Consider the following 16645-nt stretch of genomic DNA (forward strand, 5'->3'; position numbering starts at 1 on the left):
GTTGGTCAGTACGCGGGCGCGATCGCCACATTGTCCGTCGTAGCAAACGCTGTTTCTTGCCAGGAGGTTACGATTGCTATTCGTTCCTTCCGCGCTTACGCGGCGCCGGGTCGGGAATTTCGCCTGGCAGGAAGTTGGGCAGCTTCCCTGCCGGGAAAATCGCAAGCAAGGCAACGCCAGCCATGATGAGGAGGCCAATTTTCAAAGCACGCAATCGCACGACAGTGTTGACGCGCACCGCTTCCGCCACTTGAGCCGGAGAGGCCGTGGTTTGCTCCATCACGCTCTGCAGCCGGTCATTGCTGATGAAGGTGATGTTATCCAGGTCCAGCTGCGCCTGTATCTCAGGCGGCAGTTTTGGATTTTCGGCGATGGTCCGCAAAACAGCGGCGCTTAACAGGCCGACGAGGAGTGCCCCGGCCACCGCTGTGCCGACGGCCGCGGCGAGATTGTTGGTCGTGCCGCGCAGCGAGCCGACGTCGCCCGCGAGCTCTTTCGGCGAAGCCGTGACCAGCACGTTGAACAGCAGTGTGACCAGCGATCCCTGTCCAATGCCGAAAATCACCAGCCCAAGGAGAACCGGGACGGCGCTCCAATCATTCCTCACGACAAAGGCGAGCCAAAGGAGCGCCACAGTGCAGAGTATGAAGCCATAGCGTCCGATCTGCCTCGGCGTGAACCGACCATAGAACCGCACGATCAGCATCGCAGCGAAGAAGACGGTGAGGTTGAAGGGCATCATGGCGATTGTTGTCGCCAGCGGCGTGCGCCCCTGCACGATCTGGATGTATAATGGAACCGAGAAATTGAGCATCGCTTCCAGCGCTACGACAGCAAACATCGCATACACCGCCGCCCGCTCCTGCGGGGAGTCGATCACCTCGAGCGCTAGAAGCGGCGTCTTCCCCGCAGCCTGCTGTCTGTGGGTCCAACTTAGAAAACCCTGACCGAACACGATACCCATCACGATCATGATCGGGGCGGGAGATACGCCAAAGAGGTCGAATGGCGCATTGGGCCCCGCCAATCCCAGCCCCCACCGATTGAGGTTGTTGAAACCGAAGCTGATCAGAATGATGGCTGCGGCAGCGAGAATGACACCCACGAAATCGATCCGGACCTCCGGACGCGCCTCATCGGGCTTGAGACGAAAGCTCAAAAGGAAAACCACAGCCGACACGGCGATTAGAATCCCGAACGCAGGGCGCCATCCGATGAATGTGCCTAGAGTACCGCCGATGACAAACGCCAGAACGCCCGCAGCGGCGCGCGCGGAACCCAATGCGCCAACGGCTGTTGCCTGCTGTCGCCCCTTGTAGTTTTCCGCGATAAGCGCGACCAACGACGGTACGATCACCGCACCAGCCGCGCCGGACAAGGACTGCGCAGTAATCATGAGATCCGCGTTTGGACTGAACGTCATCAATACCTGCGCGGCGCCGAACACGGCAACGGCAACGCGGAATACGTGCGTCGCCCCGTAGCGCTGTGTCAGCTTCGCACCGAGCATGACGAAGCCGGCAACAAGCATCGAATAAGCCACGATACCGGTGGCGACAGTCGTGGGCGGAACGCCAAAACTGTTGACCATCCCTCCCAGCGCAACTGGCAAGGAGGCGACGTTGAAAGACATGATCATCTGGCCGAGGGCGATGGTGATCATCGGCACCCAGGATGCATTCTCTTCTTCGACGGAGTGAACCGTCGTCGCAGATGCCATCGTCATGGCGTGTCCCCTGTCATTTTTTCTGAAGTCCAGCCACAGTCAGTGCGGGCTGAATCTCCGACAATTGCAAACCTACGCTTCCGGGTTGGACATGAATAAATCCATGCCCAGCCGCTGCGACAGATACTTCGCTACAAGCTGTCCCTTGACGCTGTTTCCGGCGCTGTCAAGCGGCGGCGCAAAGGTCCCCAGACCGCCCTTTCCGGGGGAGACCGTGACGATCCCGCCGCCGATGCCGCTCTTGCCCGGTAGCCCGACATCGTAAAGCCAATCGCCTGATGTCTCGTACATTCCGGCAGTCGTCATGACGGCCAGTGCGTAGTGGCAGACCGACGGATCGACCACGCGCACTTTCGTGATGGGGTTCACGCCACCGTCCGCCAAAGTCGCACCCATCACCGCCAGATCCTTGGCACTCACATTCAGCGCGCATTGTCTGGTGTAAAGATCTGTCGCCTCTGCCGGATCACAGTAAATCCGTTCGAAACTCTGGAGCAGGCGGGCGATGCTCTGGTTTCGGAAGTTGGTCTCCGTCGCCGAGGCATAAACCTCGTCGTTAAGCGCAAGCGGACGTCCGGCGAACTGTGACAATCCGTCGTGGATGAACTTCCATTTCGCATCAGCCGTTGCTCCCGGGACGAGGCTTGTCGTCGCAATCGCGCCCGCATTCACCATCGGATTTGTGCGGCCATCGGGGTTACGTTCGACCGCAGCGAGCGAGTTGAACGGAAGGCCGGTTGCGTTCGCTCCAAGCTTCTGGCGTGCCTGCGCCGCGCCGAGGACCTGACAGACCAATGCAAAGATGAACGGCTTGGAAACGCTCATGATCGAGAACTCGTATTCGGCCGCCCCCACAGCGTAGACCGCGCCGTTGGTGCCGACCACGCAAACGCCGAACAGGTCGCTCGGTACTTCGGCGAGCGCGGGATATACTTGAGAGTTCTTGCCGTCCGTATTTGATTTGTAGCGCGCGTACACCTCGTCGATCAGCGAGATGACTTCCGCTTCGGCCGGCAAGTGTCCGGTTGATACGTAGGAATAGTTGTTGTCGGCATCGGCGTTCGCATTCATTGCGCGTTCCAAGCCTCCATAATGAGAAGCACCGAGGGAGCCCCGACCTGTGTCGGGTCAAACGCCCCTCACTCGCCGTTTTCGTTCACTGCCTTTAACGAGGCCCAACGGACCGTCATCTAACGTTGATTTTCCTTGGTGAACAATCAGGCCATTTACCCGGACATCTCGGGGTTTTTCCGGGTTAGGGCTGCCTTGCGCCTCATAATCCCCAAGGCAAGCCCAGCAGGTACCAGACAACGAACAGCACGATCCAAATGATGGCCATCCAGAGAGTGTACGGCAACATCAGCGCGACAACCGTCCCGACGCCCGCTTTCTTGTCGTAAATCTGGGCAAATCCGACCACCATGGCAAAGTAGGCATTGAGCGGGGTAATCGCGTTGATCGGCGAGTCGCCGACGCGGTAGGCGGCCAGGACGGCCGCGGGATCAACGTTAAGCTGCACGAACACCGGCACGAAGACCGGCGCGAAGATGGCCCATTTGGCGATCGCCGGCGTGAACACGAAGTCCAGGATCATGACGACAATGATGAAGCCAACCAGCAGCCACAGCGTGCCGATATTCGCGCTCTTCAAGACATCGGCCATCGTCAGGGCCATCAACGTCGGAATGTTGCTATAGTTGAAGTAGTCGACGAACTGGCTGATGACGACGAAGAGGAGGATGGTGCCGCTCAGCGAAGCCACCGCCTTGGTCATGGCCGCGATGACGGCCGTGGAGCTATTCACCGTCTTCGCGCCGATGCCGTATGCGATCCCGGTTGCAAGGAACAGCACCATGATGACCCCGATCAGGCCGTTCATGAATGGTGAGTTGCCGATCAGGACGCCCGTGGTCGGATTGCGCAGGGGCGCGCCCGACGGAACCGTTAACAGAAGGAACAGGATCACGACCCCGAGCAGCGCAAAGCCGCTGTACCTCAGCCCACGCGACTCGTCGGCGGAAAGCTGCCCTCCGTTCGCCTCCGGCTGAGTGTTGGCGGTCTTCTCGGCCTGGTAAGCGCCCAGCCGTGGCTCGATGATCCGGTTGTTGATGAGCGCGATGACGATGGTCAGGACAAGAACGGAGGCGATCGAGAACGAGACGTTGGCGGTCAGATCCAGCGACGTGGTGGGGTTGACCATGTGGATTGCGTCGTTGGTGATTTCCGTCAGAACGGCATCAAGCGGCTTGATGATCATGTTCACGGTGAATGTACCGGCGACTGCGGCAAATCCCACAGCGAGCCCGGCGAGAGGATGCCGGCCAACGCTCAAGAAGGCGGCGCCGGCCAACGGGATCAACACCACATAGCCGGCGTCTGCGGCGATGCTGGACAAGATGCCGACGAACGCGACGATGTAAACGAGTGCCCAACTCGGAGAGACGGCCACGAGTTTTCTGATCAACGCGTTGATCAGGCCGGCTTCCTCGGCGACGCCGACGCCCATCATGGCGACGATCAACAGCCCAACCGCGGTGAAACCCATGAGGTTTGGCACGAGCCGGGTGTAAATATGACGAATTCCATCCGCCGTCAGCAGGCTATTGGCGGCAGAGGTCGCGGTCTCGATCTTGTGAGTATCCGGGTTGATGACCTGATAGGTGACGCTTGCCCCCAACATGTAGAGTAAGTGAGACAGCACCAACACGATGGCGATGAGGATCAGAAATATCACGACCGGGTGCGGGACGCTGTTTCCGACACGTTCGACAGTGTCGAGGGCTCTTTGCGTCATCGTCTTCGATGGCGGCGTGTTCGTGGCGTCACTGCGCGCGCTCATGTCGGAAATCCTCCCGCTCCATTAGCGACGGCTGGAGCGGCGCTGGTACCATGATGATCCATGCTATGAGAACAGCGAGGAAGGATCGGACGCCAATGCGCGCTCGAAACCGCTGATCTCGTAATCAACGCGACGACCCCGCTACTCCTCTGACGAAGATGCCAGCGTCATCGCCGCGAGTGCGGCGACGATCTGAAAGGACCATGGAGACACGGAGGCCTCTCGGGAGAGGATTGCTCATCCTTTCGCGATCTGTCCGTTCATACGCTGCCTTACGAACAATCAATAAGACGCATCAAAATCCGGCTGAATACCGAATGCGCCTAGATTGTTCCGGGGCAATTACCGACCCGAACGAACGTCTGTGTCAGCAAGGCTTCCATGTCTGCCTGCGAAGCAACAAGACTGTCTTCAGAACCGCACAGTGGCCGAGCCAAGGATGCGATTGGCGGTACCAGAGCCGGTGCTGACCGGGGCTGTTGCTGCGGTGCCGCCGTACACGTCCCGATGGGAGTAGACATATTCAAGACCGACGTCGAGCCATCCGGTCCCGACGCTGTTGCCACGAAGCTCGGCGAACGGGCTCCAGATCAAATTGACGATCCCCTGCTGCATGGTGCTGTTCAACGACGTCGCCGAGGCAGATCCCGGCACGAACAATTGCGCATAGGACGGATATTGCTGCCATGCGTAGGAGTAGACGAAATTGCTGCGCAATTGCGGTGTCCAGAAGCGGCGGTAGCCTGCGCTCGCGCCATAGGTCGGCAGGGCGTCGAGGCTGGGATCGACAACGCCGGGCAGACCGATGTTGGACAGCGCATCCTGGCCGAAGGTATTGGCGCCGAAATAGCGCCCGATGCCTTGGCCGTAATAGGCCATGCCAACCAGCTCGTCCGGACCGAAAGCTGGTGACAGCCATCGCATTGGGAAGCGACCGCTACCTGCGACACCCCAACCGGCGGTATTGCGCTCGACCGCTGGCGGCGCCGCCGCCGTACCAGCCGTGCGGATGGTGAGATCGCGCAGCAGGCCGCGCAGGTCGAGGCCCAGGCCATCGTTCCGGTATTCGAGCCGGCCGAGTAGATCGGGCACGGAGGCAAATGACGGACTCAATCCACCAAAGCCAGCCGGGGTGCTGATCTGCGTGAATACGCCTGCCGCGGACGTGTACTGCGTATCCGGCATCTCGATCGAAACGTGCCCGGTCAATCCCGGAGCCAATGTCGCGGTCGCCCGAACCTGCGCCTGGCGCACGAATGACTGGTTGAGATTGGTCGAGAAGTTCACGGTTTCATAGACGCCCTCGTTCCACAGGCTGTTCGCCCAGCCGACCAGGACACGAAACTGTTCGCTGCCGACCTCGCCCCAGGCCTGACGGAGCCGAAAGACCGCATTGGGTGAGGCTGCCGTGCCCCCGCCGAAGTCGCCTTCAAAGCGGGTTTCCAGAGTGCCCCAGGCGGTCGCCGTGCGCGTATCCATACCGATGCGGCTGAACCGGGCGGACAATCCGGTATCGCCTCCCTGGATGTCGGCGGGGCTTCCGGAAAGCGGAATGGTTTGCACTGTCGGCGCATCGGACTGATTGCGGCCATTGAAGTCGTGGTAGCCATTGACGTTCGCGAAACCGTAGAATCGCACCTCGGACTGCGAACCCGGGATGCGCAAGGACAAACCCGGGAGATCGGAACGCAGCGCGTCCTCGCCTTCGCCGTCGAACTGACTGCCCATCGGTTCGGGCGGACGCAGGCCCGGAATGGGCGCCGCCGCGGCTTGTGGAGGGACCGCAGCACTCGCAGTCATGCGCGGCTCAGTCGACGCAACCGGAATCGCAGGCGGCTTTTGCCCGGTGGTCGGTGCGACGACGTCACGACGTGCGGTGGCGGCTTGGGACTTCGAATGCTTATCGCGCGTTTCGAGTTCGTCGACGCGATGGCGCAGCGCGCTGATCAGCTTGTCACCTTCTGTTGCGCGGGCTTGCAGCGCATCGAGACGGCGCATCAACTCTTCCATGGAAGGTTTCTGCTCCTGACTGGCGGGTGTCTGCGCCAAAGACGGACCGGCAAATATTGCGATTGATGCAACGCCGCAAAGCGCTCGGAATGTTCGCACGCAAGCCTCCTGTTGGCACGTTCGGGGCACATCGAGTTTTGCGCTTGATTTCAGCGATCGCAAGCCGGCTCCATCGAAGGTCGAAATTTTCGGCGAGATTGTGCCATTTCGGTTGTACCGCAGCGCGGTTGCATCGCGCTCGGTCGGCTCAACATCATCCTGCAGTGCAGAAAGCGATCTCAGGATAGGGACGGGGGCGTGAAATCGAAATGGCTCACAATCCCACCACTGTGCGCTGCATCCCGTATCGTTGCGTCCGCCATATTTGCGTGGCACGAACTGCATAGTCATATGCCGGAATTCATGCCAGTCATGCGAGGTTTTGGTCTTCGGAGAATACAACCTGCTGGCTGAGGGTAAGATCGAGCGTATAATCCGATCTATCCCCTAGGGCGTTTCCTGTAGTCCGGTGATCGATGCTGGGACGACTGGAGAGGGGAGCTTTCGAGATTGAGCGTTGAGTTCGACCTCGAAAACGACCCGGAAAGTTGGGTGCGTACCGTGAAGCCACACAGTTCTCCTGCTTGCGAGCCGGCGCGTCTCTTTATCGACGATCACCTGATTGGCCAGGGCGCAATTGGCGATCGCTCGTATTGGACACATTCCGAAGAGCTCCTTTTCGCGGTCCGCCCCTCACGTGGCGGGCGCTTCGTGTACGAGGCAATCAATCAGGCCTTCGAGGCTCTCCTTGGAATGTCGCAGCATGAGGTCCGAGAGCTGGACGTCTTCGAATGCCTTGCTAAGGAAGACGCCGAGCGTCTCTGTGAAATCCTCCAGGCATGTCTTGCGGAAGGAACCGAGGCCAAAATCCAGCACAGTCTGATGCTCGGCGGCTTGCTGCGGGATGTCGAGACAACCGTTGTTCCGATCCTCCATCCCATGGCCGGCAATGCGGCCCGGTTGATTGGCGGTCATCGGTTACTCCACAAGGAGGGGCTCGACTGTGTGACTGAAGAGGCTGCTTTCCTTCACCGGGACGTCAGCCTGATGTCCATCCGCGAGGACATCCACCAGCGGATCGCCTCGGAGCTTCATGATTCGACATGCCAGGAGCTGGTTGCCGCCAGTCTTGGTGTGATGCGTGTCCGCACTTGCCTCGATAACCCGCGCGGCGTCGAGCGGCTCTGCGATGATATCGACGCGTCGATCGACGCGGCACTCAAGGAAATCCGTTCCCTGACCTATCTGCTCCACCCCCAGGATCTGACGGACCGGGGACTCAAGGCGACGATCGAGCAGCATGCCTTGGGGTTTGGTGCACGTACGTCGTTGCGGGTGAGCACGAGGATACCCGCCGCCGTCGATAAGCTACCTTACGCGAGCCAGCTCTCGGTGCTGCGGGTCATTCAGGAGGCGCTCACGAACATATTCCGCCACGCGAAGGCGACGGAGGTCAGAATCGTCGTCGAGGCGATCGAGGGGCACTTCCATCTGACGATCAGCGACAACGGGCGCGGTTTTCCGGTCGATCACACAAAACGTGGCAACGGTGCGATATCGCCCGGTGTCGGCATTCCCGCCATGAGAGCGAGACTTAAGCAGCTTGGGGGCACGTTCGAGATCCGGTCCGATCTTGCACCGCGACATTCCGGCACGACGCTGTGCGCGGTGTTCCCGCATGGTCTCATGACCAAAAGGCGCAGCCGGCGCGCGTCACTGAAATCATAAGCCAGCGTGTGCACGGAATGACGGAGATCAGGGACCCCGAGGGCAGGCAGTCTCTGTCCGTCGGTTCCCGGAGTTCCCTCCACGAAATGAAGGCTGATCGACGATGATCGTGTAGCGGTCCGATTTGGGCTGCGCGCGGGCAAGACCCGTCGATGTCTGATTGGAAACGCCGATGTTTGGTACATCCGCCCGGAGATATCAGGGTTTTGCAGGATAACCCATTGAAGGATAATCGGTAGATTGGCACACTTGACTGCTGGAAATCTCCATCCATTGCCCGACAGGTTCTGGGCCCGCATACGGGAACGACGCCGTGAAACGCATCGTGATTGCGGATGATCATGAAGTCGTACGTTCCGGGCTCCGAGCGATCGTTGAGACCCGCTCAGACTGGATCGTCAGCGGAGAGGCGACCAACGGCGAGCAGGCTGTGGCCGTGGCGGTGGAGACGCGTCCGGACGTCGTGATAGCCGACTATTCGATGCCGCTGATGAACGGACTTGAGGTCAGCCGCCGCCTCAAGTCGATGCACCTGCGCACCGAAGTATTGATCCTGACGATGCACGAGAATGAGGAATTGCTGACTGAAGCCATCCTGGCTGGCGTTCGCGGCTTCCTGTTCAAATCGGACGCCAGTAGGCACCTGATCTTCGCGATCGAGGCCTTGCTCGATGGCAGACCTTACTTCACGGGCGTTCTGTTGGAGAAGTTGCTCCACGAATACCAGGCCGGCAAGCAAAATACGTCCGACATGCTGCTCACCGCGCGCGAGCAGGGCGTTGTCCAGCTTATTGCGGAGGGACACACCAACAAGTCGATCGGCGTCATCCTGAAGCTGAGCGTAAAGACCGTCGAGACCCACCGCGCGTCAGCGATGCGCAAGCTCAGAATGTCATCGACGGCCGAGCTGGTCCGCTACGCCGTTCGCAGGAAGCTCGTCAATCCTTGATGGAGCTTTCAATGCGAGTCGCCGCCTCGCTAGCGATCAGCGACAACGCGTTCTCCCGTTGGAAATGCCGCGATTTTCGCTGGAGCGACAGCGGTGCTGTCAAGGTCCGGACTTGGGCAGACCCGCTCCAGGAGCATCCGGGCATTTCCTTCCAGCGGCCCGAGGCTCGAAAGCACGACGTTGATCTCCCGAATTCGACGATACAACGTCGAGCTCGGCACACCTGCCTGACCGGCAGCGCAATGACGGATTATGATCGTCCGACGGACGCCCATTTTCAGCCGCATAAGCCTGGGATGCGATCGGCAAGTCATTGAAACCGCAGCTGACTCTTAATCAGCGGGTCCCAGGTTCGAGCCCTGGTGCGCCCACCAAGCTTTTCAATAGATTAGGGGTTTGTCACGGTCGTCATTCCGACAGACGCGCCGTGGCTATTCCGACAAACCGGCTGTCTTTGTTCTTTCTTCTCGCCGTTTCTTCGTGCCGGAAATTAGCTGTTTCCGTGTGCGCTTTGCATAGGTCGGCAACTGCCGCGACGAGCGATGGCGGCCGGCGGCTCTGAGCTCAGCGCCCGTCAGATCGCTGTCGGCTCCCTCGGTAAAAGCCGCCGTGGCGGAATGATGTAAAGGACAGCTCTTCATGGAGATCGACTGCACGGACGATCTTTTTCACGACCCCGCGCAGGTAGCGAAGATCCTGCTTGGCTGTGATCCAGGGTAGCGGGGTAGGTGTTAACTCCATCGCATGGGTTTTCCGCCGTTGGCCGCACTCTCCTGAGCAAGTATTGCGATACGCGTGGCGCGCAGGGCCTCGTTTGCCGCAATCTGCAAGGTCTCGCCGCGGGCGAGATGATCAAAGACGAAGCTGGCGGGCGAGGCGCCCACGGGCAGGTCGATTTCGCGCCGGGGTCTCGTCGCCGTCTCGACGAGCAGTCGATTTTCCGCGAACAGAACGTCAGCACGACCCTTTGTCCCGGAGATCCGCATGGCATAGTCGCCGTGCCGTGGCGATGCTTCGGGCTGGATCCAGTCAACTTCGATCGCGAATTCCGGTCCGCCATCGCAGGCGAGAATAGCACGCCCCAGCGCGGGAAAGTTCGTCGTGCCGGCAGCCGGGGTCGACGAAACCCAGCCGCTGATCGTGCCGCTGGTGTATCCCGTCAACCAAAGGGCCAGATCAATATCGTGGACCGTGAGGTCAGCGAGGATGCCGCCATAAGTTGATGGTTCGAACATCCACGCTGGACGTCGGCTTGGGATCAGCTTGTGCGGCCCGGTTGCAGTGATGGATACAATGTCTCCAAGTTGGCCGCTGTCGATCACGGATCGGAGTGCGAGCGTGACCGGATAAAACCGCTTCTCGAGCAGAAGAGTGAGCAAATTGCGCCCGGCGAGCGTCTCCTCGATAAGCGCAAGCTGGGCCAGGGTCACAGCCATGGGCTTGTCGGCGATCGCGAAGATGCCGCGGCGTAAAAGTTCGACGACGATTGGAGCGCGAAGGCCGAATTCGGTGAAGACTGCTGCGGCCCGAACCCGATGCGCATCCAGAAGCGCATTCGGGTCGGCGTAGCCGGGCGACTTCGTACGTCGTTCGAGCTCGGTGCGCCGCGCTGGGTCATGGTCGGCGACGGCCACGACCCGGACATCGGGGCGGTTCGCGATCTCTGAAAGCACGTATTCGACATGCGGGTGGGCTGCGCCGATGATGGCGATGTCGAGCATCTCGGAGCTAGCTGGCATGAATGGCCTCCGCTGCGATCTCATTGGGGCTGACGGCGCGACCTTCGGAAGCCGAGCGATAGATGGCGTCAACCAGTCTCGCAGCCTCGAATCCATCCCTGAACGTGCTCGCAGGCGGCCGTCGCTCCCGGACGGATTGAACGAAGTCGCGCCATTGCGCGATATGTCCTTCGATCCCGATCGCCTTGGGATCGCTCGCGGCGCTCCCAACCCCGGCCGCGCTTGGCGGCTCGGCAACATCAGCAAAATCCCAGCGCACGATGCTGTCGTTTGCGAGCTCGCAACTGCCGCGATCGGTGAACAGTCGAAGCATGGCCGGCCGTCCCGGAGGCAGCGCCGTACTCGTCACGATCACGCCGAGCGTGCCGGATGCGAAAGACAGCAGCGCCGCCGTCGTGTCCTCGACGGCGTGTGCGTGTCCGAGCGTAGTCGTCTTGCCTTGAACGCTGTCGACGGCTCCGAACAGCCAGAGCATCAGGTCGAGATTGTGAACACCCTGATTGAACAGCGAGCCGCCGCCATGCTCCGCTTCGCTGCGCCACGGCTTCTCCGCATAGTAGGCGTCGGAGCGGTACCAATGGATCGCCGCCTCTATCAGGCGCGGCTGTCCAAGATGACCCGCGTCGAGCAGAGCCTTGATCGCCTGATGCTGCGGCTCGAGACGGCGCTGCGAAACCACGCCACAGGTCAGCTGCGAGCGCTCGGCGGCGCGGACCAGGGACGCAGCCTCAATCGGATCGACGCAGAGTGGCTTTTCGACCAGCACGTGCCGCCCCGCCTCGATCGCAGCAAGCGCGACGTCATGATGCGCGCCGCTCGGGGTGCAGACCACGACCGCGTCGATCCCGGCATTCGCCAGCATCGCCTCGGTGGTCGCGAATGCCGCAACGTCCTCGCCGTTCATGCACGCAGCAATCTGCTCAGGCGTGCCGCCGGCGATCGCGGACAAGACGGTATCGTCGAGCGCCCGTATTGCCCGCGCGTGTGTTTCGCCGATCGCTCCCGGACCGATCAACCCGATGCGAAGCCGGTTCATGTCTCAGTCCTCAAGAGTTGCAACGATAAGGACGGCCCGCGACATAGACCGTCTCGGGCACGAGAGATTCATCCTTGCCGAGATGGAAGCGCAGCAGATCGGCCGGCGCTCCCACCGTCAGCGCAGGAAGGTTGAACGGGATACGCGGATTGACAGTCGCGAGCCTCAGCGCCTCTGCCAGGGTCAATCCGGCCATGCGTCTTGCCGTGGCAACTCCGAACACGAGGCTGACGGCTGCGCCCGCCAGAAAGGATGTGCCGACGACTTCCAGCCGGCCGTTCGCCTTCAACTCGACCTTGCCGCCGATCGGCGCGTCGTAGATTCCGGGTGTGCAACCCGAGAGCGCGGCGGCATCCGACACCAGGATCGCTCGCTCCAGCCCCTTTGCGCGCAGCATGGCCTTGAAGGTCTCGCGGGGAAGGTGATGGCCATCGGCGATGAAGCTCGCCCACAGCCCGTCCTCGGCCAGTTGCGACCAGATCGGGTTGGGATGTCGCGGCAGCGTGGCGGCGATGCCGTTGCCAAGATGCGTCGACAATATTGCGCCCGCCGCGACGGCGGCGGAGATCTGATCCGGTGCGGCGTTTGTATGGCCGAGGGCAACACGGACGCCGCGCGCATGAAGGCCGCGCACATAGGCGTCCGTTTCCGGCCAATGCGGCGACAACGTCACGAGGCCGACGAGGTTTCCGCAGGCCGCCTGCCACGCATCGAACTCGTCGAGGCTCGGCGGCCTGACATGTTCGGCCGGATGCGCACCGCGCGGACCATCTTCTGGCGCGATGTGCGGGCCTTCGACATGCACGAAGGGCATTGCGTGCTTGAGAAACGGATCGCTGTCACGCGCCTGTGCAACGGCGCGCAATGCATCGATGATCGCATCATGCGATGCCGTGATGAGCGTAGGGGCAAAACGCGACACCCCGCTGTTGTGGACGGCTGTGACGAGATCGCGGACCGTCCGGAGATCAGGGCGGCCATTGAGATCGTAGCCCGCAAAGCCGTTCAATTGCAGATCGAACAGGCCGAGCGACAGCCACAGCCCGTCATCGTCACCGCCGGGAGCGATGTCCGTGATCCGGCCGTCCTGAATGACGATGGTGCGATTCTGTCCGGTCTCCGGATCGCGGCCCGAAACGCGCGTTGCCGGATCTGTCATGCGCGTACCGGTGTCAGTGAGAGCTGCGGCGGCGTGGAATCCTGGTCGAGATACAGCGCGCAACGTGGGTGCGTGCGGAGCGCGCTCGCCGGGCACTCGGTCCCGATCGGACCGTATAGCGATCGCTCGACGGCGGCGCGTTTGGACGCGCCGGGCACGACGCAAAACAGCCGGTCGGCATCCAGGAGCCGGGGAATCGTCAGCGTGATCGCATGTGTCGGAACATCCCCGAGCGTCGGGAAGCACTCATCGTCAACCTGCTGCTGCCGGCACACCGCGTCGAGCTCAACGATCTTGACCGACTTGGTGTCGTGCAGATCGGCGACCGGCGGGTCATTGAAGGCGAGGTGACCGTTCACGCCGATTCCGAGGCAGATGATGTCGATCGGGGCTTCGCCGAGAAGGGCTGCATAGCATGCTGCTACCCGCTCCGGCTCCGGCTCCTGCCCGATCAGGTGAACCGCGCCAAAAGCGATGCGCGAGAACAAGTGACGCGTCAGCCAAGCCCCGAAGCGCTCCGGCGCATCCGCGGGAAGTCCGAGATATTCGTCCATGTGGAAGGCTGTGACGCGCCGCCAGTCGATATCGCGCTCGCGAGCAAGGGCATCCAGCATCTCCGCCTGGCTCGGTGCCGCCGCGAAGATCATCCGCACGTTGCTCTGCCGCCCGAGGTGGTCGCGGAGCGCAGCAGCGACGTCCGCGGCGGCCGCCCGGCCCATCGCATCCCGCGTTTTAAACGTCGCGATTGAGGGAGTCACCGAAGCCGTCATGCTCATCCATGGTCTGCCGGGCCTGCACTTTACCCTCGAGCGGAGAGAATGTGATGCAACCGGTTGCATGTCAAGCTTGCGCCCCGGGCCCGGCCGGGGCATGTCTAGGTGAAGGCGAGGCAGAGGAGGCGGCCTGCGGTGAAACGCGATTCCGATAGCGGCGGGGAGGGACGTCCATCGGTCGTGCCGACGATCAGTCAGGTCGCGAAGGCCTCCGGGGTTTCGCGTGCCACCGTATCGCGCGCCTTCTCGCGGCCGGAGATGCTGACCGAGGAGACCGTCCGGCGCGTCAAGGAAGTCGCGGGCAAGCTCGGTTATGTGCCGAACCAGGTCGCGCGTGCGCTTTCGACCGGACGCCACGGCAACGTCGCGCTCATCGTCTCGGATGTCGCGAACCCGTTCTTTCCACCGCTGATCAGGGCGGCGCAACTGCGCGCCGACCAGGCCGGGCTGTGCGTCTTCCTCGGCAATTCGGACGAGGATCCCGTGCGTGAGGAGCTGCTGGTCGGCCGCTTCATCGGCCAGGTGGAGGGACTTGTCCTCGCCTCGTCGCGCCTGGACGAAGAGCGTATCCGCCGTCATGCGACGCGCCGGCCGCTGGTGCTCATCAATCGCGATATCGAAGGCATTACGCGGGTCCTGATCGACACCGCGCCGGGCGTGGCGGCTGCGATCGCGCATCTGGCCGAGCTGGGGCACCGGCACATCGCCTATGTCAGCGGCCCCACGACGTCGTGGTCGAACCAGCAACGGCGCAACGCCGTCCGGCGCGAGGCGGAGAAGCGCGGGCTCAAGGTGATCGCCGTGCCCGCGCGTCCACCCTCCTACGACACTGGCCGGCTGGCGGCCACCCAGATCGTCGCCAGCGGCGTCACCGCGGCGATCGCGTTCGACGACCTTGTCGCTCAAGGCCTGATGGCAGGGTTAGCTGCGCTCGGTGTCGAGGTGCCCAAATCGTTCAGTGTCGTCGGCTGTGACGACGTCCTCGGCGAAACCACATATCCGCCGCTCACCACCGTGTCGGCGCGCTGCGCCGATGCAGGCGATGTCGCAGTCGGTCTGCTGCTGAGCCAGATGAATGGCGGCGTGTCGGGCGAGATTCGCCACAAGCTGAATTCCCATCTCGTCATTCGCGCCTCGACCGGTCCGGCCCCTTTGAAGCGGCGAGGCCGCTGACGATTTCATCAAGGGCCTTCGAAAGCGGCAACGGATCGCAATTGACACGCAACCGGTTGCATGCGAGCTTTTTCGCAGGATTTGTCCCATTCCGTATTGCGAGAATGACCCTCATGATGAGACCCGTCGGCAGGTTCGGCTACATCACGCGTCCCGAGGACAACATTCGCCCGGCGAATTCGGGGCGTCGGTCATGGATGTCGGCCGCGCTGTCGCTGGCGCTCGCTGTCGCCGTGCCGGCGTTTGCGTCTCCTGCTTCGGCGGAGAAGCTGACCATCTGGAGCGGGTGGCCTGATCTGGCTCCGTTCTACAAGCGCGTCGGCGACCAGCTGAAGAGCAAATACCCGGATCTCGAAATCAGCGTTGAGTCCATTGCGCTACGCGAGCACGAGAAGCGGCTGGCACTGTCGCTTCCATCGGGCGCGGCCGGGGACGTCATCGAGATGGAGGTCGAGGCGGCACGGTATCTCGAGGCCGGCCTCATCCCGGAGCCGCCGGCGTCGATCGTCGATTTCGTCAAAGCCAATTACGACATGACGCGCGTGAAGACCGCCATGTACGAGGGCAAGATCTTCGGTGTGCCGTTATTCCAGGGGCAGGGCGCGCTGTTCTACAACACCGAGATGTTCGCCAGGGCCGGCCTCGACGGTCCGCCCAAGACCATGGCCGACTACACCGCTTATGCGCAGAAGCTCGCGCAGCGCGATGCCTCCGGCGTGCCGACGGTGAGCGGATGGAGCTTGCGTCTCAGCGGCGGCGGCTCGGGCATCGCGGAGAAGTACTGGACCATTCTCTATAATCACGGCGGGACGCTGCTCGAGGAGAAGGGCGGAAAATGGCGCGCCGCCTATGCGAACGCAGCCGGCCGCGCCGCACTCAAGCAGTATCTCGACAACGTCGTGGTCTACCGTACCGTGACGCCCGAGATGAAGGCGGATGCGGAGGCCTTCGAGCTCGGCCAGACCGCGATGTTCATCCGGGAATCCTGGGTGATCGGCGACGTCGCCAAGAAGGCGCCCAATCTCAAATACGCCACGGCTCCACTGCCCAAGGGCACGCTGATGGTCCCGGTCGATCTCTACGTGCCGAACAAGGGACCCAAGAGCCAGATCGCCTGGGATTTCGTGCAAAAGGCCAACGAGCCGGAAAATCTGCTCTGGCTGCTCGAGAACACGGCCTGGGTCCCGAACCGCAAAGGCCTCGACTACTCCGCCGTGCTCAAGAAAATCCCGCAGCTCGACGCCTTCGTCAACACGCCGCCCGGCCACGTCTTCTTCACGGTCCCGGCGATCAGCCCTGCCAGCGAAATCCTCACCCGGCTCGCGGCGCGGCTGGAGAAGGCGTTCACCGACAAATCGCTGGCCGGCAACGACGCCGCGATCGATGCTTTCCTGAAGGCCGCGGCTGAGGAGAGCGACAAGATCCTGGCCCGGGAAGACCTGCTGGCCAAACCCTAGACTCCATCGACAAGGAC

Annotated in this window: 12 protein-coding genes; 4 read left to right on the forward strand and 8 right to left on the reverse strand. The window is 61.9% G+C overall.

Annotated features, from left to right (window positions below; translation table 11 throughout):
* Nucleotides 1-76: 76 nt before the first annotated feature.
* The 4 genes from AB7Z56_RS11105 to AB7Z56_RS11120 all read right to left on the reverse strand — a co-directional run bounded on the left by AB7Z56_RS11105 (nucleotide 77) and on the right by AB7Z56_RS11120 (nucleotide 6575).
* Nucleotides 77-1726, reverse strand: a complete 1650-nt coding sequence (locus AB7Z56_RS11105) for an MFS transporter (protein WP_354123505.1) — start codon at nucleotides 1724-1726, stop codon at nucleotides 77-79.
* Between the two features lie 72 nt (nucleotides 1727-1798).
* Complete coding sequence (gene glsA, locus AB7Z56_RS11110) at nucleotides 1799-2797, reverse strand: glutaminase A (protein ID WP_354123504.1); 999 nt, start codon at nucleotides 2795-2797, stop codon at nucleotides 1799-1801.
* Nucleotides 2798-2999: 202 nt separating this feature from the next.
* A complete protein-coding gene (locus AB7Z56_RS11115; protein WP_354123503.1) occupies nucleotides 3000-4565 on the reverse strand; it encodes an AbgT family transporter in 1566 nt (521 codons plus the stop codon).
* A gap of 411 nt (nucleotides 4566-4976) precedes the next feature.
* Nucleotides 4977-6575, reverse strand: coding sequence for a DcaP family trimeric outer membrane transporter (locus AB7Z56_RS11120; protein ID WP_063981785.1), 1599 nt, complete (start codon nucleotides 6573-6575; stop codon nucleotides 4977-4979).
* Between the two features lie 549 nt (nucleotides 6576-7124).
* On the opposite strand from AB7Z56_RS11120, the gene AB7Z56_RS11125 reads away from it, so the two are divergent.
* Both AB7Z56_RS11125 and AB7Z56_RS11130 read left to right on the forward strand, forming a co-directional pair.
* Nucleotides 7125-8342 (forward strand): sensor histidine kinase, encoded by a 1218-nt coding sequence (locus tag AB7Z56_RS11125; protein ID WP_354123502.1) that lies wholly within the window; start codon nucleotides 7125-7127, stop codon nucleotides 8340-8342.
* Nucleotides 8343-8655: 313 nt separating this feature from the next.
* The gene (locus tag AB7Z56_RS11130; RefSeq protein ID WP_028152046.1) at nucleotides 8656-9291 is read left to right on the forward strand and encodes a response regulator transcription factor; all 636 of its coding nucleotides are present in this window, start codon (nucleotides 8656-8658) and stop codon (nucleotides 9289-9291) included.
* 731 nt (nucleotides 9292-10022) lie between these two features.
* Here the strand turns inward: AB7Z56_RS11130 and AB7Z56_RS11135 are convergent.
* From AB7Z56_RS11135 to AB7Z56_RS11150, 4 genes are read right to left on the reverse strand one after another with little or no spacing between them, the layout of a single operon-like run.
* Nucleotides 10023-11030, reverse strand: a complete 1008-nt coding sequence (locus tag AB7Z56_RS11135; protein WP_354123501.1) for a Gfo/Idh/MocA family protein — start codon at nucleotides 11028-11030, stop codon at nucleotides 10023-10025.
* Nucleotides 11020-12066 carry a Gfo/Idh/MocA family protein gene (locus AB7Z56_RS11140; protein WP_354123500.1) on the reverse strand — a complete coding sequence of 349 codons (1047 nt, stop codon included), beginning with the start codon at nucleotides 12064-12066 and terminating at the stop codon, nucleotides 11020-11022. Before AB7Z56_RS11140 ends, AB7Z56_RS11135 begins: the two co-directional genes overlap by 11 nt.
* Before the next feature lie 10 nt (nucleotides 12067-12076).
* A complete protein-coding gene (locus AB7Z56_RS11145) occupies nucleotides 12077-13225 on the reverse strand; it encodes an N-acetylglucosamine-6-phosphate deacetylase (RefSeq protein ID WP_354123499.1) in 1149 nt (382 codons plus the stop codon).
* Nucleotides 13222-14001 (reverse strand): 6-phosphogluconolactonase, encoded by a 780-nt coding sequence (locus AB7Z56_RS11150; protein ID WP_354142088.1) that lies wholly within the window; start codon nucleotides 13999-14001, stop codon nucleotides 13222-13224. The genes AB7Z56_RS11145 and AB7Z56_RS11150 overlap by 4 nt, the downstream gene beginning before the upstream one ends.
* A 132-nt stretch (nucleotides 14002-14133) precedes the next feature.
* Between AB7Z56_RS11150 and AB7Z56_RS11155 the strand changes: the two genes are divergently transcribed.
* Both AB7Z56_RS11155 and AB7Z56_RS11160 read left to right on the forward strand, forming a co-directional pair.
* Complete coding sequence (locus tag AB7Z56_RS11155) at nucleotides 14134-15171, forward strand: LacI family DNA-binding transcriptional regulator (RefSeq protein WP_354123497.1); 1038 nt, start codon at nucleotides 14134-14136, stop codon at nucleotides 15169-15171.
* Between the two features lie 113 nt (nucleotides 15172-15284).
* A complete protein-coding gene (locus AB7Z56_RS11160; RefSeq protein ID WP_063986179.1) occupies nucleotides 15285-16628 on the forward strand; it encodes an ABC transporter substrate-binding protein in 1344 nt (447 codons plus the stop codon).
* Nucleotides 16629-16645 lie beyond the last annotated feature (17 nt).

Source organism: Bradyrhizobium sp. 482_C4_N1_8 (genome assembly GCF_052075965.1).
In the GTDB taxonomy this organism is placed as follows: Bacteria; Pseudomonadota; Alphaproteobacteria; order Rhizobiales; family Xanthobacteraceae; genus Bradyrhizobium; species Bradyrhizobium barranii.

Bases quoted from the DNA above. Each gene is read 5' to 3' on its own strand.
- AB7Z56_RS11105 (WP_354123505.1), bottom strand. From the start codon at position 1,726: ATGACGATGGCATCTGCGACGACGGTTCACTCCGTCGAAGAAGAGAAT.
- glsA (WP_354123504.1), bottom strand. From the start codon at position 2,797: ATGAATGCGAACGCCGATGCCGACAACAACTATTCCTACGTATCAACC.
- AB7Z56_RS11115 (WP_354123503.1), bottom strand. From the start codon at position 4,565: ATGAGCGCGCGCAGTGACGCCACGAACACGCCGCCATCGAAGACGATG.
- AB7Z56_RS11120 (WP_063981785.1), bottom strand. From the start codon at position 6,575: ATGGAAGAGTTGATGCGCCGTCTCGATGCGCTGCAAGCCCGCGCAACA.
- AB7Z56_RS11135 (WP_354123501.1), bottom strand. From the start codon at position 11,030: ATGCCAGCTAGCTCCGAGATGCTCGACATCGCCATCATCGGCGCAGCC.
- AB7Z56_RS11140 (WP_354123500.1), bottom strand. From the start codon at position 12,066: ATGAACCGGCTTCGCATCGGGTTGATCGGTCCGGGAGCGATCGGCGAA.
- AB7Z56_RS11145 (WP_354123499.1), bottom strand. From the start codon at position 13,225: ATGACAGATCCGGCAACGCGCGTTTCGGGCCGCGATCCGGAGACCGGA.
- AB7Z56_RS11150 (WP_354142088.1), bottom strand. From the start codon at position 14,001: ATGAGCATGACGGCTTCGGTGACTCCCTCAATCGCGACGTTTAAAACG.
- AB7Z56_RS11160 (WP_063986179.1), top strand. From the start codon at position 15,285: ATGATGAGACCCGTCGGCAGGTTCGGCTACATCACGCGTCCCGAGGAC.